General features: G+C 61.4%; 20 protein-coding genes. 7 read left to right on the top strand and 13 right to left on the bottom strand.

What is annotated here, in order from left to right; all coding sequences use genetic code 11:
• Positions 1–4: 4 nt before the first annotated feature.
• The 3 genes from HQL44_07110 to HQL44_07100 are packed head-to-tail and all read right to left on the bottom strand — an operon-like array spanning position 5 to position 1,679.
• The gene (locus tag HQL44_07110) at positions 5–859 is read right to left on the bottom strand and encodes a CoA ester lyase (GenBank protein MBF0268345.1); all 855 of its coding nucleotides are present in this window, start codon (positions 857–859) and stop codon (positions 5–7) included.
• Positions 860–867: 8 nt separating this feature from the next.
• Complete coding sequence (locus tag HQL44_07105) at positions 868–1,317, bottom strand: M67 family metallopeptidase (protein ID MBF0268344.1); 450 nt, start codon at positions 1,315–1,317, stop codon at positions 868–870.
• A complete protein-coding gene (locus HQL44_07100; GenBank protein MBF0268343.1) occupies positions 1,314–1,679 on the bottom strand; it encodes a hypothetical protein in 366 nt (121 codons plus the stop codon). Before HQL44_07100 ends, HQL44_07105 begins: the two co-directional genes overlap by 4 nt.
• A gap of 26 nt (positions 1,680–1,705) precedes the next feature.
• Here HQL44_07100 and HQL44_07095 point away from each other — a divergent pair, with 26 nt between their 5' ends.
• Together HQL44_07095 and rpoH are read left to right on the top strand one after the other, a co-directional pair.
• Positions 1,706–2,701 (top strand): RluA family pseudouridine synthase, encoded by a 996-nt coding sequence (locus HQL44_07095; GenBank protein ID MBF0268342.1) that lies wholly within the window; start codon positions 1,706–1,708, stop codon positions 2,699–2,701.
• Between the two features lie 81 nt (positions 2,702–2,782).
• The gene (gene rpoH, locus HQL44_07090; GenBank protein MBF0268341.1) at positions 2,783–3,655 is read left to right on the top strand and encodes an RNA polymerase sigma factor RpoH; all 873 of its coding nucleotides are present in this window, start codon (positions 2,783–2,785) and stop codon (positions 3,653–3,655) included.
• Positions 3,656–3,707: 52 nt separating this feature from the next.
• Here the strand turns inward: rpoH and HQL44_07085 are convergent, their stop codons facing one another.
• Together HQL44_07085 and HQL44_07080 are read right to left on the bottom strand one after the other, a co-directional pair.
• Positions 3,708–4,226: an acyl-CoA synthetase gene (locus HQL44_07085; protein MBF0268340.1), complete on the bottom strand. Its 519-nt coding sequence runs from the start codon at positions 4,224–4,226 to the stop codon at positions 3,708–3,710.
• 9 nt (positions 4,227–4,235) lie between these two features.
• On the bottom strand, positions 4,236–6,299 hold the full coding sequence (locus HQL44_07080) for a hypothetical protein (GenBank protein MBF0268339.1): 2,064 nt from the start codon (positions 6,297–6,299) through the stop codon (positions 4,236–4,238).
• A gap of 151 nt (positions 6,300–6,450) precedes the next feature.
• Here HQL44_07080 and HQL44_07075 point away from each other — a divergent pair, with 151 nt between their 5' ends.
• Entirely contained in the window at positions 6,451–7,167 is a 717-nt protein-coding gene (locus HQL44_07075; GenBank protein ID MBF0268338.1) for a Bax inhibitor-1/YccA family protein, read from the top strand.
• Positions 7,168–7,245: 78 nt separating this feature from the next.
• Here the strand turns inward: HQL44_07075 and HQL44_07070 are convergent, their stop codons facing one another.
• On the bottom strand, positions 7,246–7,836 hold the full coding sequence (locus HQL44_07070) for an SIS domain-containing protein (GenBank protein ID MBF0268337.1): 591 nt from the start codon (positions 7,834–7,836) through the stop codon (positions 7,246–7,248).
• A 102-nt stretch (positions 7,837–7,938) separates the two neighbouring features.
• On the opposite strand from HQL44_07070, the gene HQL44_07065 reads away from it, so the two are divergent.
• Positions 7,939–9,153 carry a cyclic nucleotide-binding domain-containing protein gene (locus HQL44_07065; GenBank protein ID MBF0268336.1) on the top strand — a complete coding sequence of 405 codons (1,215 nt, stop codon included), beginning with the start codon at positions 7,939–7,941 and terminating at the stop codon, positions 9,151–9,153.
• Positions 9,154–9,155: 2 nt separating this feature from the next.
• Here HQL44_07065 and HQL44_07060 read toward each other — a convergent pair whose 3' ends face one another.
• The 5 genes from HQL44_07060 to HQL44_07040 all read right to left on the bottom strand — a co-directional run bounded on the left by HQL44_07060 (position 9,156) and on the right by HQL44_07040 (position 13,946).
• The gene (locus tag HQL44_07060) at positions 9,156–9,809 is read right to left on the bottom strand and encodes a response regulator transcription factor (GenBank protein ID MBF0268335.1); all 654 of its coding nucleotides are present in this window, start codon (positions 9,807–9,809) and stop codon (positions 9,156–9,158) included.
• Between the two features lie 14 nt (positions 9,810–9,823).
• Positions 9,824–11,431 carry an MASE1 domain-containing protein gene (locus tag HQL44_07055; GenBank protein ID MBF0268334.1) on the bottom strand — a complete coding sequence of 536 codons (1,608 nt, stop codon included), beginning with the start codon at positions 11,429–11,431 and terminating at the stop codon, positions 9,824–9,826.
• Positions 11,432–11,512: 81 nt separating this feature from the next.
• Complete coding sequence (locus HQL44_07050; protein MBF0268333.1) at positions 11,513–12,937, bottom strand: NAD-dependent succinate-semialdehyde dehydrogenase; 1,425 nt, start codon at positions 12,935–12,937, stop codon at positions 11,513–11,515.
• A gap of 20 nt (positions 12,938–12,957) precedes the next feature.
• Positions 12,958–13,632, bottom strand: coding sequence for an MBL fold metallo-hydrolase (locus tag HQL44_07045; GenBank protein MBF0268332.1), 675 nt, complete (start codon positions 13,630–13,632; stop codon positions 12,958–12,960).
• Between the two features lie 110 nt (positions 13,633–13,742).
• The gene (locus tag HQL44_07040) at positions 13,743–13,946 is read right to left on the bottom strand and encodes a 30S ribosomal protein S21 (protein MBF0268331.1); all 204 of its coding nucleotides are present in this window, start codon (positions 13,944–13,946) and stop codon (positions 13,743–13,745) included.
• A gap of 172 nt (positions 13,947–14,118) precedes the next feature.
• On the opposite strand from HQL44_07040, the gene HQL44_07035 reads away from it, so the two are divergent.
• Positions 14,119–14,310 (top strand): hypothetical protein, encoded by a 192-nt coding sequence (locus HQL44_07035; GenBank protein ID MBF0268330.1) that lies wholly within the window; start codon positions 14,119–14,121, stop codon positions 14,308–14,310.
• A complete protein-coding gene (locus HQL44_07030; protein MBF0268329.1) occupies positions 14,297–14,626 on the top strand; it encodes a type II toxin-antitoxin system PemK/MazF family toxin in 330 nt (109 codons plus the stop codon). The genes HQL44_07035 and HQL44_07030 overlap by 14 nt, the downstream gene beginning before the upstream one ends.
• Here HQL44_07030 and rimI read toward each other — a convergent pair.
• Positions 14,623–15,072 carry a ribosomal protein S18-alanine N-acetyltransferase gene (rimI, locus tag HQL44_07025; GenBank protein MBF0268328.1) on the bottom strand — a complete coding sequence of 150 codons (450 nt, stop codon included), beginning with the start codon at positions 15,070–15,072 and terminating at the stop codon, positions 14,623–14,625. The genes HQL44_07030 and rimI overlap by 4 nt on opposite strands.
• A 27-nt stretch (positions 15,073–15,099) precedes the next feature.
• Positions 15,100–15,558 (bottom strand): cytochrome c, encoded by a 459-nt coding sequence (locus tag HQL44_07020; protein MBF0268327.1) that lies wholly within the window; start codon positions 15,556–15,558, stop codon positions 15,100–15,102.
• Positions 15,559–15,705: 147 nt separating this feature from the next.
• Between HQL44_07020 and HQL44_07015 the strand changes: the two genes are divergently transcribed.
• Positions 15,706–16,290, top strand: coding sequence for a TIGR00730 family Rossman fold protein (locus HQL44_07015; protein ID MBF0268326.1), 585 nt, complete (start codon positions 15,706–15,708; stop codon positions 16,288–16,290).

The following is a 16,290-nucleotide window of genomic DNA, read 5'->3' as shown; positions in this document are numbered from 1 at the left end:
GGGGTCAGACCCCGCGTGCAATCGCCTCGGCCAAGGCCAGGACGCGCAGCGCTTCTTGCACATGCAGATGTTCGACCAGACGGCCATCGACTACGACAACGCCCTTGCCTTGCGCCTTCGCCGCCTCGAAGCTGGCCACGATCTTCTTGGCCGCCGCCACGTCCTGATCGCTGGGCGAGAAGACGCGGTTGGCCGTTTCGATGGTTTTGGGATGGATCAGCGTCTTGCCGTCAAAGCCCAGATCGCGGCCCTGCAGGCAGGCGCGCTCGAACCCCACATCGTCGGACAGATCAAGATGCACGCCATCCAGGCAGGCCAAGCCATGGGCGCGGGCGGCCAGCAGCGTCTGGCTTAAGCTGAACAGCAGCGCCAGACGGTCTGGCGTATGACGGCAACGCAGATCCTTGGCCAGATCGGACGTGCCCAGAACGAAACAGCCTTGGCGCTTGGAGGCCTGGGCGATCTCGGACGCGGCCAGAACGCCCTTGGGCGTTTCGATCATGCACCAAATCGACAGGTCGGTTCCCGCCAGCAGTGATTCCGCTTCGCGGACGTCGTGGGCCGATTCCACCTTGGAAAGCAACACGGCGTCGGCCTTGCCATGCGCCGCCGCCTTCAGATCGTCCACCCCCCAGGGCGTCGTCAGCGCATTGACGCGCAGCACCGTCTCGCGCCTGCCAAAGCCGCCCTTCGCCAGTTCGGCCATGGCTTGGCCGCGCGCCGTCTCCTTGGATTGCGGGTCCACTGAATCTTCCAGATCGAGAATCAGCACGTCGGCTTGCAAGGTGCGCGCCTTTTCCAAAGCCCTGGCGTTGGAGGCTGGCATGTAAAGAGCGCTGCGGCGCGGTCGATGATCGATGATTTGCGTCATGGCTGGCAATTCTGATCGTCTGCGGCTTTGATGACAAGCCTAAGCGGATCGAAATCTTCCCGGTCAAGATTGGGGCGGAACGCGGCAAGGCTGCAATCGCCAGCCCCGGTCACGCCCGCGATCAGCCAGATCAAGTCCGGCTCGTACATCATGTCGCGGTCGGTTTTCGACGGCGCCGCCACGCCGTTGGGGTGCGAATGGTAATGGCCCAGGATTTCGCGCCCCATGCTTCTGGCCTGGCGCATGGCGTCGAAACGGTCCTGGGGATCTATTTCGAAACGATCGTTTTGTGCATCGGCCAGCAAGTTTTTGCAGGGCCGCACTTCGTCGATGATTTGCGCGCCGTCCACGCAACGCCCGATCAGCAGGCCGCAGCACTCCCTGGGCCAGGCGGCTTTCGCCAAACTTTCGATCAAGCGCGCTTGGCCGAAGGTCAGGCTGATCACTGGGCGGGGCTGGGCGTGGGGGCAGGGGCGGATGCGGCTTCAGCCTGGCTGGGCAGGATGGTTCCCAGCACGGTCGCGCTCTTGGCATCCAGCACCAGAATGCGCTCGGGCTTGCCGCCGCCGCCCAGGCGCAGATACAAACGCCCGTCGCCGGTGGCGAGTTCCAGAATTTCCGTGCCCGCCGGTTCCTTAAGCTCCAATGTGCCGAAAGGCTTCGGCGCTTCCAGAACCGGGGCGCTTTCCGCCTTTTCCAGCTTCAGCTTGCCCGCCTGGTTCATCGCGCCGTAGACCAAAGCGGCCAAACCGCCGACGATCAGAAAGCCCATGCCGATGGTGATGGATTTAAGAACCGCGAGATTCATGCTTTGTCAAAGTTCCCAAAGTTAGTATGACGGACATTCAGATGACCCAATCAACCCGCCACACTCTTTTGCCGGCGCCGGACGACTGTTCCGGCATGCGGCTCGACAAATGGCTGGCCCAGGCCCTGCCCAGCCTGTCGCGCACGCGCCTTAAGGCTTTGATGGGCGAAGGGCAAGTGCAGTGCGGCATTGAGACCATAACCGACCCCTCGGCACCGGTCAAACCGGGAGCGGTTTACACCGTCTTGGAACCGGCGGCGGAAGCGCCCGTCCCCTTGGGCGAGAACATCCCTCTCAACATCCATTACGAAGACGAGCATTTGATCGTGATCGCCAAACCGGCCGGGTTGGTGGTTCACCCGGCCCCCGGCAATCCGGGCCACACGCTGGTCAATGCCCTGATCGCCCATTGCGGCGACAGCCTGTCGGGGATCGGCGGGGTCAAGCGCCCGGGCATCGTGCATCGCATCGACAAGGACACTAGCGGCCTGTTGGTGGCGGCCAAGACCGACGCCGCCCATCGCGGCCTTAGCAAGATGTTCGCCGCCCATGAGATCGAACGCGCCTATCAGGCGCTGGTCTGGGGCGTGCCCTTGCCGCCGGTTGGGCAGTTTGCTGGCGCCATCGGACGCGATCCCAAACATCGCACGAAAATGGCCGTCGTTCCCGAGGGGCGCGGCAAACATGCGCTGACCCGCTACAAGGTTCTGAAGTCCTGGAATCAGGCGGTCAGCCTTGTCGAATGCCGTCTTGAGACCGGACGCACCCACCAAATTCGCGTGCATTTCGCGCATGGCGGTCATGCTTTGATCGGCGACCCGGCCTATGGCCGCGGACCCAGGCGCGTGCCGCTTAAGAACCTGTCTGGCGACAATGTCCATATGCTTCAATCTTTTCCGCGCCAGGCTTTGCATGCCTACGAGCTTGGTTTTTACCATCCGATAGCTGGCAATTATCTAAAATTCAACGAATCTCTTCCACCAGATTTCAATGTACTAATAATCTCCCTAGACAAATCCTAAAAAGAAGACAATCCTGACTTCACAGCTTGGTTAATGGGGGCGCCTATTAAGGCCCCCAGCTAGCGGGAAGGAGTCAAAGTTATGAACGCAACAGCCATGCGCCTGCCCATAGCCCCCGAGGGCAACCTCAGCCGCTATTTGATGGAAATTCGCCGTTTTCCGATGTTGGCCCCGGAAGAAGAATACATGCTGGCCAAAAATTACCGCGAAACCGACGACCAGAACGCCGCCCATCGACTGGTGACCAGCCATCTGCGCTTGGTCGCCAAGATCGCCATGGGCTATCGCGGCTATGGCCTGCCCCTGGGCGAGCTGATTGCCGAGGGCAATGTGGGCATGATGCAGGCGGTCAAGCGTTTCGACCCTGAAAAGGGATTCCGTTTGGCCACCTATGCCATGTGGTGGGTACGCGCCGCCATTCAGGAATACATCCTCCATTCCTGGTCGTTGGTCAAAATGGGAACCACGGCAGCCCAGAAGAAGCTGTTCTTCAACCTGCGCCGCATGAAAAGCCGCATGCAGGCGCTGGAGGAAGGCGATCTTCATCCCGAGCAAGTCAAGACCATCGCCCACAAACTGGCGGTCACCGAGGACGAAGTCGTCCAGATGAATCGCCGCCTGTCCGGCCCCGACCATTCATTGAACGCGCCCATGCGCGCCGACAGCGACGGCGAATGGATGGAATTCCTGGAAGACGATTCGTCCAGCCAGGAAGTTTGTTTGGCCGAGGCCGAGGAAAGCGACCAGCGGCGCGGGCTGCTGGGCGGCGCCATGACGCAATTGGGCGAGCGCGAGCGCATCATTCTGGCCGAGCGGCGCTTAAAGGACGAACCGGCGACGTTGGAGGAATTGTCGCAGCGCTTCGCCATTTCGCGCGAGCGCGTGCGCCAGATCGAAATGCGCGCTTTCGAGAAAGTGCAAAAATCGGTCCTGCGCGCCCAGGCCGCCGCTTAATTTCTTGAAGCAACCACCGGCCCCCGTTCGTTTGACGGGGCCGGTGAGCGCTTTAACGCCTGCGAGCGTGCGGCGTTGCAGCCACGTCGTCGTCTTCCGGCCTGGACACTTCCTCGCCCCATTCCGATATCAGCCGCCGCTGGATGGACCTTAACTGCGTTAGGCGTCTTTGCGATGTTACGTCCAACCAAGCGCCGACCACCGGCGGCACGGACAGATGCAATACCCAACCCAGAGCCGCCGCGCCATACATGACGATGAGGTCAAAAGGGTTGGACAGGATCTGCAGGGCGTGGCTCCAAGAATGGCCCTCAAACCACAATTTCATGAGATAGGGCGCGACGCCCGCCAAATTGAGACCGGCCACTGAAACCCAGCCATAGCGGTAAGGGCTGCGATCGACGATATAGGCCACGATCGTAGGCAGCATGGACAGGCCCAGGAACACCCAGGTCGGCAGGAAGAAAAACAAGGCGGGCGGCCCCAGGATCAGCAAGCCCAGCGTAATGCGCCCGCGACCGATGCCGCCTTGGGGAGGGGGGATTTTCTTGGTTGGTTTCTTCTTGGCCATGTCCTATCCCTAGAAGAACCGGATCATCAGAAGAATGCTGAGCACGATCAGCGCCAGCATCATGGAAATCACCCCGGCCGCCTGATGGCCATAGCGCGTGGCCTGCTGGTTGCGCCGGTCGGAACCCGATTCAATTTCGCTCGCTTCCTGGCTGGACGCCGCATATTCCGCCCTGGCCAGCAAATAGCCGTCCTCGTCGCGCCGTTTTTCCTCGTGATTGTCGATATAGGCGAACAGTTCCGGCAGATTGCCCGAACGCACCAGCCGGGGCAGTTCCTTTTCCATGTCGCGCCGTCTGGCCCGGCTGTGGAAGGCGCCGACCACGGGGCCGAGATGCGCGCCCATCCATGAAGCCAGACCTGGCAGACTTTCAGGTCCCAGACGCCATTGCACGGTGCCCAGCAAACTGAGCATGCCCAAAAGCTGGTTCTGTGATGATTTGTCGTTGAGCGCCGTTACCTGGCGCTCGACATTGAAGTCGAAGCGGCAGGCGATGAAGGCAGCGATGTGACGATCCATCGGCATGGTTCTGGGATCGATCTTCTTGGCGGTCTGCTCAAGCGCTGGCAGCAATTCGCCGATATCGACCACGAAGGAATCGGCCACCAACGGGCTTTGGCAGGGCAGGGCTTCGTTCAGGTCGTAAAGAACCCGCTCGAGGCCGTAGCCCATGGCGGATTGCTGCATATAGGCCTTCAAATCCTTAAACAGATTGTCGATCTGCGAGTTCGATGCGTCGTATTCGGGCCTGGTTTCGAACCAGATGTGCGGTACGTCGCGCAGAATGCATTCCGCGAACAATTTGGGATCGGCCTTCGATCCCATGATGACGGCCAGGGCCGGGCCGAAGCCAAGCGGCAGCGCCGAAAATCCCTTGTATCGAATGGGCGACATCGGATCGAGCAGCATCAGAACCCGCGTGACCAGCAGATCCTCGGCGGTCTTCTGATCGACGCCGGGGGTTTGCTTGACCGACTTGATGGCTGTGCTGACCAAGTCGGCCATTTCCTTGTTCTCGATGCCGCGCCGCAGCCAGACTTCAAGCTGGCCGTCCAGCATGGGTTCGGCGGCCTTGCCCCAGTTCTCTGCCATCACGAAAGCCAGCTCGCGGGCGGTGTTGTATTCGGCGCCCAGGAAGGCGAAGCCGCGCACGGCCCGCTTTTCCTGCTTGGGCTGCAAGGGCGAAAGACGCCGCCCGTTCGTCCATAGATCAAGATCGTTGACCGTCCAGCGCTCGGCGGGATCGTCGCACAACAGGCCGCGCAACACCTCGATCATCGACAACGGCAGGCGTTCGTCACCCACCATCAGCGAATAGGTTCCCTTGGTGATCTTGGCTTTGATCAGTTGGCTTGCCTCGACGCCTTTCAAGGGATCGCGCCCCAGCTTCAGCATCAGCATGGACACGCCCAACGCATACAGATCGTCGGCATGTCCGCCGCTGCCTCTTGCCGCGGGCAGGCACATGCCCGCTTCGATGCCCTCGAACAAAACCGGCTGATCATAGGCGGGCGGCGAGGTGACGCAATCGCCCAACACCATCTGCTCGCAAAGATCGTCCATCCAATACAGGTTGGTGGGGCGAATGGCGCGGTGGCTGATGCCGCGGTCGGACAGCTCCTTCAGCGCCAGGGCCATTTGCGGCACGATCTTCTTGACCAGCTCATATTCGTCGAGCGGTGCAATCTCGGATTCCAGCGACGGCATGACGCGCCCGCCCAAGGGGCGCTGGTAGATGACAATCATGCATTGCCGCCCGGCGGGCGGCCATTCCGTCACGCCCCACTCCAAAAGCGGCATGACGCCGGTTATCTGCTGGCCCTTCAAGCTGCGCAGCACGTTGATGCGAGGCGGCAGTTCGGGCTTGCAGACATAGGCCAGCAAATAGCTGTTGGGGTCGCGCTTGTCGGAACAGGCGAAGGCGGTGGCGCTGGGCAGATCGAAATCGAACATGGGGGTGGCCGGAAAGATCTGATAGCGATCTCTCAGCAAGATGGGCGTGCCCGCTCCCTTCACGGGTTCCTTGCGAACCACGGCCGCCGCCACTTTCTTTTTTTCGGGTTCCTTGGCCATCCGGCCTCCCGCTCCCTTCCCTGTTCCTTGAAAAGTAAGGGGAAACCGCGATAAAGACAACCGCCAAGCGTCAAATTCTGGCCTAGCTGTTGATTTCCCACCTTCCTCTCACATATAACATGGGCGGTATAGGTTACAGAGAGGAACCATCATGGCACTCGAATCGCTTCGCCGCACCGCCACGGTCGCTGGCACCCAGTCCGCCGCCATCGACCAGGGGCTGCGCTCCTACATGCTGCGCGTCTACAATTACATGGGCTCCGGTCTGGCGCTGACTGGCATCGTGTCGGCGCTCATCGCCTCGAACGAAGCCCTGATGCAGACCCTGTTCGGCACCGGCCTGATGTGGGTGGTCATGCTGGCCCCCCTGGCGCTGGTCTTCTTCCTCAGCTTCCGCGTCCAGAAGATGAGCCTGCAAGCCGTGCAGATCACTTTCTGGGGTTATGCCGCCCTGATGGGCGCGGCACTGGCGCCGATCTTCATCGTCTATACCGGGGCCAGCATCGCCAGAACGTTTTTCATCTGCGCCGCCACCTTCGGCGCGATGAGCCTGTACGGCTACACCACCAAGCGCGACCTGTCGGGCTTCGGTTCGTTCCTGTTCATGGGCCTGATCGGCATCATCCTGGCCAGCTTGGTCAACATCTTCTTGAAGTCGACGATGATGGAACTGGTCATCTCGGCCGTCGGCGTGCTGGTCTTCACCGGCCTGACCGCCTACGACACCCAGAAGATCAAGGAAATGTACTTCGAGGCCGACAGTCTCGAGGCCGCGGGCAAGAAGGCCGTGATGGGCGCCTTGTCACTGTACATGGACTTCCTGAACCTGTTCTTGATGCTCCTGCGTTTCTTTGGCGAGCGCCGTTAACAGGCAATCAGCCGTCTGCTAGCAATAAGGGCCGGGGGAAACCCCGGCCCTTTCGCTTTTTCAGCAGGCAGACAGCTTCTAAACCTGCCCGTTCCAGCCCATTTCGAAATCGAGAACGGCGTGCAGCAGGGCCAGATGCAAGATTTCCACGAAGCCGTACTGATGCGAAGCGACATGCAGGTTGATGTCGCCCAGGCGGCGCAACGGGTTGGTGCCGTCGAAACCCGACAGGGTGACCACAGCCATGCCCTTGCCCTTGGCCGTTTCAGCCGCCTTCAAGATATTGACCGAGCGGCCCGAGCTGGAAATGGCGATCAACAGATCGCCCGAACGGCCATGCAGCCCAATAGGATGAGAGAAGACGTTTTCATAGCCCAGATCGTTGGCTAGGCAGGTCAGTTGGGCGCCATCATTCAGGGCCAGCGAGCGCAGATTGCCGTTCTTCGAGTAATCGATGGCTAAATGGCTGGCGATCCCGGCGCTGCCGCCGTTGCCGATGAAATACAGCGTATGGCCCGCCTCGTGGGTCACGCGGGCCAGGGCACGAATGCGCCCGATGGCTTCGTCCAGAACCAGGGCTTTCCCGGCCCCGTCGCTGGCCTGGGCCGAACGCCCCAGGTCGGACAGCAGGTCGAAATAACGGGTCAATTGTTTCGTCGCATCGGTCATAGGCTTTCTTAGCGTAACCGCGCGCCGGGGGCAATACTCCGGCGTGCGCTTTTTGAATCAAGCTGCTAGAATGGACTTTCTCGGGGGAGAGCAGTACAAAAAATGGCACAAGCAGACGCCACTCAGACATTGCGCATCAGCCAGGCCCGCTCGGCCGACGAACGGGAAGCCGTCTGGCGTTTCCGCTACGGCGTTTACGTCGAGGAGATGGGCAAGATCGCCCTGGCCAACGCCGACCACAAGCGGCGCTTCCTGGCCGACGAATTGGACGAGGACGCCCTGATTCTCTACGCCCAGGAAGGCGATGCCGTGGTCGCCACCCTGCGCATCAACAACGCCAAGCGCACCCGCCTGCCGCCCGCCCTGGAGACGGCTTATCGTCTGTCTCGCTTCAGCGCCATTGCGCCTGAACGATTGAGCTTTTCGTCGCGCCTGATGGTGGCCAGGGATTTGCGCGGATCGGTCGCCTTGCACAAAATTCTGAGCCGGGCCTACGAACTGGGGCTGGAAAGCGGCGTCGTTTACGATTTTTGCTATTGCGCCCCCGCCCTCATCGAATTGTACGAACATCTGGGCTACCGACCCTACACCGAGAACTTCCTGGACCCCGAAGTGGGCTATCGCGTTCCGCTGATTCTGGCCCTGAAGGACGCCGCCCATCTGGAAGCCGTTCAATCGCCCTTCTGGCGCAAGCTCAAGAACCGACCGGACTTGTGGCAAAAGCAGAGCGACGCCGACTGGCTGGCCCGCGAATTCCCCGCCACCACCAAGGCGGCGCGCTGGGGTGCGGGCGAAGACGCTTTCTGGCAGTTCCTGGCCGATAAACTGCGCCCCTCGACCGGCAGCCGGGTGCCCCTGCTTGAAGGCCTGTCGGATGACGAGCGCAAGCGGGTCTTGAAAAGCGGCACCGTTCTGTCTTGCCAAGCGGGCGACACGATCTTGCGCATCGGAGACGTGGGCAACGAACTGTTCGTCGTTCTTTCCGGCCTGGCCGAGGTTCGCCTGCCCAAAGCCAAGCAGCCCATCGCGGTGCTGGAACCGGGCCAGGTGTTCGGCGAAATCGCCTTCATCGCCAACGTCAAGCGCTCGGCCGACGTGGTGGCGCTGGCCGAAAGCGAAATCCTGGTCGTGTCGCAGACCTTCTTGCGCAAGCTGATGCGTTCGGCCCCCGACCTAGCCTCGAAGGTCTTGTTCAATCTTTCACGCGTGCTGTGCGAGCGGCTGGTCTATTCAACCCGCTCGATGCTGCCTGAAAAACCCAAGCCGCCGGAAAAGCCCGCCAAGAAGACGCCAGCCCGCCGATCAAGCAAAGTTTAACGCTACGGGGCGGCGTCGGCATTGTCGCAAGAGGCCCGGAGCGCCATGCGCACCAGATCCGACAAGTTGCGCGCCTTCATCTTGTCCATGACGCGGGCGCGATGAATTTCGACCGTGCGGGCGCTGATGCCCAGCTTCTGGGCGATCGACTTGTTCGAATGCCCATCCACCACCAGATCCATCACCTGCGCCTCGCGCGGCGTAAGAAGGGCGCGCCTTGTCGATATGCCCGCCGCCTCGCGGCGTAGCCGGGGCGCCAATCGGTTCGCTTCCTTGTCGAAGGCTTGGCGGATCGAGCTGGTCAGCACCTCTTCCTCGAACGGCTTTTCAATGAAATCGCAGGCCCCTGTCTTTAAAGCCTGCACCGCCTTGGCGACGTCGCCGTGGCCGGTAATGAAGATCACCGGCAAATCGATATTGCGCCGCATCAGCTCGGCTTGCAGCTCCAGCCCATCCATGCCCGGCATGCGAATGTCGGTCACCAGACACCCGCCCTGGCCCGGCACATAGGCATCCAGGAAATCATGGGCCGATCCATAGGCCTGCACCTTGAATCCGGCCACGCCAAGCAACAGCGCCAGGGAATCGCGCACGGCGGCATCGTCATCAACCAGAAAGACCGGCTCTTCGGTTGCGGGTTGCGTTGGCAGGGTCATGGCCTTTTCCTTTCTTAAGCGGAAGCATCGACAAGAAGCGTAAAGCGGAAGATGGTGGCGCCGCCGATTTTATCATCGTGCCACAGGCTGCCGCCATGCGCCTCGACGATGGTCCGGCAAATCATCAGGCCAAGCCCCATGCCTTCGCTTTTCGAGGAGGCGAATGGCTCGAACAGGCGGCCTTCGATTTCCGGATCGATGCCCGGCCCGTTGTCGCGCACCGCTATTTCGGCCATGCCGTCGCTCCTGAGCCTAGCCTCGATGGCGATCTCGCGCTCGTCCGGCTTTCTGTCGGAGGTCGCCTCGATGGCGTTGAGCAACAAGTTGAGCAGGACCTGCTCGATATGAATGCGGTCCACCATCACCTTGGGCAATGGCGGCGCAAGCTGCACCGCGATGCGCACCTGGCTGCGCTTGGCGGTCGAGGCGATCAACGCCAGGGCCTCGGCCACCAGATCGGACAAGGAGACCGGCGACAATGCCATCTCGCCTTTTTGCAAGAATTCGCGCAGGCGGCCGATGATCTGGCTGGCCCGCATGGCTTGGCTGGAGGCCTTGCCCAGGGCGTCCTGGGCGTCGGCCAACCGCGATGACGGGCCTTGCAGCAGGCCTTGTGCCGCCTTGATGTAATTGACGATGGCGGTCAGGGGCTGGTTCAGCTCATGCGCCAGACCCGACGCCATTTCGCCAGCCAGCGACAGCCTGGTCATTTGCGCCAGACTCATCTGGTGGTCGTGCAGATTGCTTTCCGCCCGCGCCCGCTCATCGACGACGGCGGCCAGCAGCAGCGCCGTCAAGGTCAGAACCAGCATCAAGATCTGAAAAGAGGTCACCGTCGCGGCTTCATAGCCTAGCAAGGTCGTGATCGCCATCATGCAAATCTGCGTGGCGGCGATGCCGATGACGGCGCCTTTCATGCCGTGTCGCACCGCCATCCAGATCAGGGGCAGGAATAAGAGATAGAAGAGCTTGAACTCGTTTGTCGTCTTGACGCCGAAGGTAATCCAGGAAATCGCCGCCACCGCGGCCAGCGGCCAGACCAGTTCCTGGAGCAATCCCCACAAGTCCTTGCGGTGCGGCCACAAGACGAGAATCAACGGCGCCGTGGTGATGATGCCGATGACGTCGCCCACCCAGTAGCGCGGCAAAGCCTCGCCAAGGCGGGACAGGCTTAGCATGTCGAAAGCGATCAAAGTGGCGACATGGACGGTTCCGATGATCAGCGCAGTTCCAGATCCGATGATCGCAATCAGCAAGACGTCGCGCAGATTCAGCGCATCCAGCCCGATCCGATGGCGTTTGAGCAACAGGGCGCAGGCGACGTAGGAAAGGGCAAAGAGCAGCGCGAAAACAAGCGAGGGAAGCAGATGGAAGGATGACCCTCTGACCAGCAGATCGGCCATCAGGCAGCCAGCCATGACCGCCGGGAAATAGCGAATTCCGGCCAACAACAGAAAGGCAAGAGCCAGCCCTGCGACCGGATTCCAGGGCGTTATAAGCAGATTCTGCAGCCCATGTACCCAACTGACGCCATCCAGAAAGACATGCAGCGCCACATAGGCGGCGGCCAGCAATACCACGCCGTTGGCCGTTTCTCCCATCTTGTCCAAATATCGGCTCATGCCCGATTGTTGCGTCCGAGGACGCTTCTGTCCATGAAAAGCGGGCGGGTAAGCGCGCGTAGGTACTTGCCCTGAGGGCGGTCAGGCCAGCGAGAAGCCGCCCAACTTGGTCTCCAGATATTCCAATATCCCTTCCTGGCCGCCCTCGCGGCCCAGACCGCTTTCCTTCATGCCGCCGAAGGGTGCGGCGACGGCGGTGGGATTGATGTCGTTGACGCCTATGATGCCGAAACGCAATCCTTCGAACAGCTTCATGGCGCGGTTCAAGTTGGGCGTATAGACATAGGCCGCCAAGCCATAGTCGGTGTCGTTGGCCAGGGGCAGAATCTCGGCTTCGTCGTCATAGGCGATGACGGGTGCGACCGGGCCAAAAGTTTCCTCGCGCCAGATCAGCATGTCGCGCGCCACGCCCGACAGAACCGTGGGCGCGTAGAAATGCCCCTTATCCAATCCGCCGTCTGACAGCCTGTGCCCGCCGCATTCGATCTTGGCGCCCTTCGAAACGGCGTCTTCGACCTGGCGATGCACCTTGTCGAGCGCCAACTGGCTGATCAGCGGACCCACCGAAACGCTTTCATCCAGCCCCGACCCCGCCTTCAGCTTGGCGGTCCTGGCGGCCAGTTCGGCCACGAAGGCGGGAACCAGGGGGCGATGAACCAGAAAGCGGTTGGGACTGATGCAGGCCTGGCCGGTATTCAGCCCCTTGATCAGCACAGCGCCCTTGGCGGCATGCACCGGGTCGGCGTCGGGGCATAGAATGAACGGCGCGTGTCCGCCCAGTTCCATCGAGACGCGCTTGACGTGCAAGGCCGCCTTCGAGGCGATTTGCTTGCCGACATAGGTCGAACCCGTAAAGGTGATCTTGCGCACCAGGGGATTGGAAACCATTTCCTCGCCCACCGGCGCAGGATCGCGGGCCGTGACCAGATTGACCACGCCGGGCGGAAACCCCGCGTCGTGGAAAATCTTGAAAACGGCCATGGCGCACAGCGGCGTCGCCTCGGCGGGCTTCAGCACGATGGTGCAGCCGGCGGCCAGCGCCGGGGCCATCTTGCGGGTCAACATCGACATCGGATAGTTCCAAGGCGTGATCGCCGCCACCACGCCCACCGGTTGGCGCAAGGATATGAAGCGCTGGTCGGCCCTGGGCGCTGGAATCACCTGGCCGTAAACCCGCTTGGCTTCCTCGGCGTACCATTGCAGAAAATCGGCGCCGTAAACCACCTCGTTGCGCGCCGCCTTCAAGGGCTTGCCCTGTTCCTCGCTCATCAGCCGGGCAAGTTCCTCCTTGCGCTGGACCATCAATTGCCAAGCGCGGTACAAAAGCTCTGCGCGCAGATAGGCCGAAGACGACGCCCAAGCGGGAAAGGCCTTGGCGGCGGCGTTGATGGCCTGGCGGGTCTCGATCTCGGTGCCATCGGGTGCTTGGCCCAATATCTCGCCATTGGCCGGATTGTGGCTGGCGAAGGTCTTGCGCGTTTCGATCCAAGCGCCGTCGATATACATGCTTGCAGTCTCCCCAGAACTTACGAGAAGAAATAGCCGCCCATCTGGACCCACCAGGGCTTGGCGTCGCTTGCCGTCCAATCCTCGCCATGGCCCGCGAACAGGCGGACTTCGGGATCGAGCAGGCCAAGCAGCCGGTCGATCGACGACTTCAAAACCACGCCGTCGCCGCCGGGCAGATCGGTGCGTCCGACGCCCTGATCGAACAAAGTGTCGCCGGTGATCACGAAGGGGCCGAAATCGTAGCAGACGCCGCCCGGCGTATGGCCCGGCGTGGTGATCGCCCGCACCCGGCACCCACCCAAATCCAGGTCGGGGTCGATTCCCGAAAGCCAAGACAGGCTCCTAGGCAGGCGCACCGGCTGATCAAGCATCGAAGCCGAGAAGGCGGGTTGGGCCTCGATCAGCCGCTTTTCGTCGGCATGGGCGATGCAGGGCACGTCTTGCAGGTCCTGCAGATCGGCAACCCCGGCCAGATGGTCGAAATGGCCATGGGTCAGCCAGATGGCTGCCAGCTTGCAGCCGTCTTCACCCGCGGCCTTGGCGATCTCGGGGGCCATGCCGCCCGGATCGATCACCACGGCGCTGTTGCTGGGCTTATGGCGGACCACATAGGCGTTTTCGAACCAAGGCGGATTGGTCACGATGCGCGAAAGGCTAAGATCGCCGAAATCGAAGTCGCTGCGATAGGTCATGTCGTTCCTCGTGAAATGCCACCCACCATAGCCCTTGCTTAAAAAAACCGAAAGCCCCGGTCCTTGCGGATCGGGGCTGGCATGCTTTTCCTTGCGGGAAGAAAGAAGGGTTAGAAGCCTTCGCGCTCCAGGCGCTTGCGCTCCAGCTTGCGGGCGCGGCGAACGGCTTCGGCCTTTTCGCGGGCCTTGCGTTCGGAGGGCTTCTCGAAATTGCGACGCAGCTTCATCTCGCGGAAGATCCCCTCACGCTGCATCTTCTTTTTGAGCGCCTTGAGGGCCTGATCAACATTGTTGTCACGGACGAGAACCTGCACGGGCAACCGCTCCTTCCAAAAGCAAAACCGCCCCCAGGCCGCCCCATGCGTCCTGGAAAGGCGGGGTTTCTAGCACAGGTAATCGGGCTTGCCAAGGAAGGATTGAAAGAATCTTCGTAACGCGTTACGATGCAACCATCCAATGGGAGGTTTTATGGCTGCTGCGGAACGAATGAGGGCCATGCGGGACAGACGGCGCGGCCTTAACCTGCGCGAGGTGCGTCTGATCTTGCCGGACGCCCGCGTCAAGGACGTGCAGAAACGCATCGCCCAGGAGACGGCCAGGCTAAATCCCAGGTCCGAACAAGAAGCGCTTGAATGGATCGAAGCCGTCTCTGAATTCGAAACCGATGAAGCGCGGTGACGTCGTCACAGTCGCCAGCAGCGGCGATTACGGCAAGCCGCGCCCGGCCGTCATCGTTCAGTCGGACGCCTTCCCCAGAAATTTCGCGTCCGTCATCGTCTGCCAAATGACCAGCGAGCTGGCAGACGCCCCCGACTTTCGCATTACGGTCGATCCCAGCCCCGAAAACGGCCTGCGCCTGCCTTCGCAAGTCATGGCGGACAAGCCGGTGACCATCCGCCGCGAGCGTGTCGGCCAGCGGATCGGACGCCTGAGCGCGGCGGATTTGGCGCGCCTGAATTCTGCCCTGGCCTTCGTCATGGGCTTGGGGGATTAGGCTTCCAAATTCTTCGCCAGCAGCAGCGCCGGACGGCCCGGGCCGTAATAATCTGGCCGAAAACCGGCTTTCTTGAAGCCTGCCTGTTCGTAAAGTCCTTGGGCGGCTTGGTTGGTTTCCTCGACCTCGAGGAACAAGCGCCCGGCCCCTCGGGAAATCATGATCCGCAGAGCCTGATCGAGCAGGGCTTGCCCCAGATGCTGGCGGCGATGCGCCGGGCGAACCGCAAAATGCAGGATTTCACCTTCGTCAGCGGCTAGGCGGAGCAGGATGAAACCCAAAGGATCGCCGCCAGCGCGGGCCAGCAGGGCCATCACGCCGGGCTGGGCCAGCAAAGTGGCGAAAGCGGCCCCGTCCCAGGGATCGGCTGCACTTTCCTGGTGAATGGCGGCCAAGGTAAAGGCATAGGCCGGACCCGCCAGGTCGATATCGATTTCGTTCGTCATCTCTCTGGCGGGACCGAAATAGCTCTCTTACTTTTCCTTGAAATCGTCGTGGCAGGCCTTGCAGGCCTTGCCGACATCGGGAACGGCCGCCTTCACGCCGTCCAGATTGCCCGCCTTGGCGGCGTCGGCCAGCTTGGCCGCCGCCGTTTGAAAGGCCGACATCTTGGCTTTGAAATCATCGGGCTTGGACCAAATCTCGGGCTTGGCTTTCGATCCGACCACGAAATCGGAACCCGCCGGGAACACATCAGCCGCCATCGGCGCCACGGCGCTTAAACGAGCACCCAGAACAGCCGCCCGGGCTGCATCAAGCTGCACCTTGCCGTCGGCGAAACCGGCCATCGGGCCGAAACTGGACTTGATCACTTGAAACACACCCTTGCGCAGGGCCAACACTTCATCGGGTTTCTGCTGGGCCTGGGCGGGTGCGCTGGCGATGGCGGCAAGCAGACTTGCGGCCAAAGCCGCCTTCAAAGAACGTCGCATGCGATATCCTCCTGGCTGGTCAAAATGCGTTGAACAGGAACCCCTGCCCCATATCTCGGCTGCGCGCAGGCACATGTCAAGCGCCTCTCGCCATGGGAGAGCGGATCAGCTATATCACCGATGGCGTATGTATTCGAAAGGATGGGCATGTCAGCGATCAAATCACTTTGCGTCTTCTGCGGCTCGTCGGCGGGCAAGCAGCCCGCCATGGCCGACATGGCCTTCAGACTGGGGGCCAATCTGGCCGCCCACGACATCAAGCTGATCTATGGCGGCGGCAATGTCGGGCTGATGGGCAAGGTCGCCCAGGGCGTGATGGACAATGGCGGACACGTCACCGGCGTCATCCCCGAACATCTGCTGAAGATGGAAGTGGGACATACCGGCCTTTCGGAACTGGTGGTGGTGGACAGCATGCACAGCCGCAAGGCCCGCATGTTCGAACTGGCCGACGCCTTCGCGGTCTTGCCGGGCGGTTTGGGCACCTTGGACGAGACCTTCGAGATTCTGACCTGGAAACAGTTGGGCCTGCATGACAAGCCGGTGGTGCTGGTCGATGGCTTCGGCTTTTGGGATCCGCTGCTGGCCTTGATCGCTTCGATGATCGATGGCGGTTTCGTTGCGCCGCGCCATCGCGACTTGTTCGCTGTGGCCCAAAGCGTCGAAGAGATCATCCCGCTGGCCATGGCTTTAGAGACGCCCAGCGCCGTCAATCGGGCGGACTTGTTTTAG

The organism is Alphaproteobacteria bacterium, assembly GCA_015231795.1.
GTDB lineage: Bacteria > Pseudomonadota > Alphaproteobacteria > Rhodospirillales > WMHbin7 > WMHbin7.
This window is presented reverse-complemented; position numbering and strand designations above follow the sequence as displayed.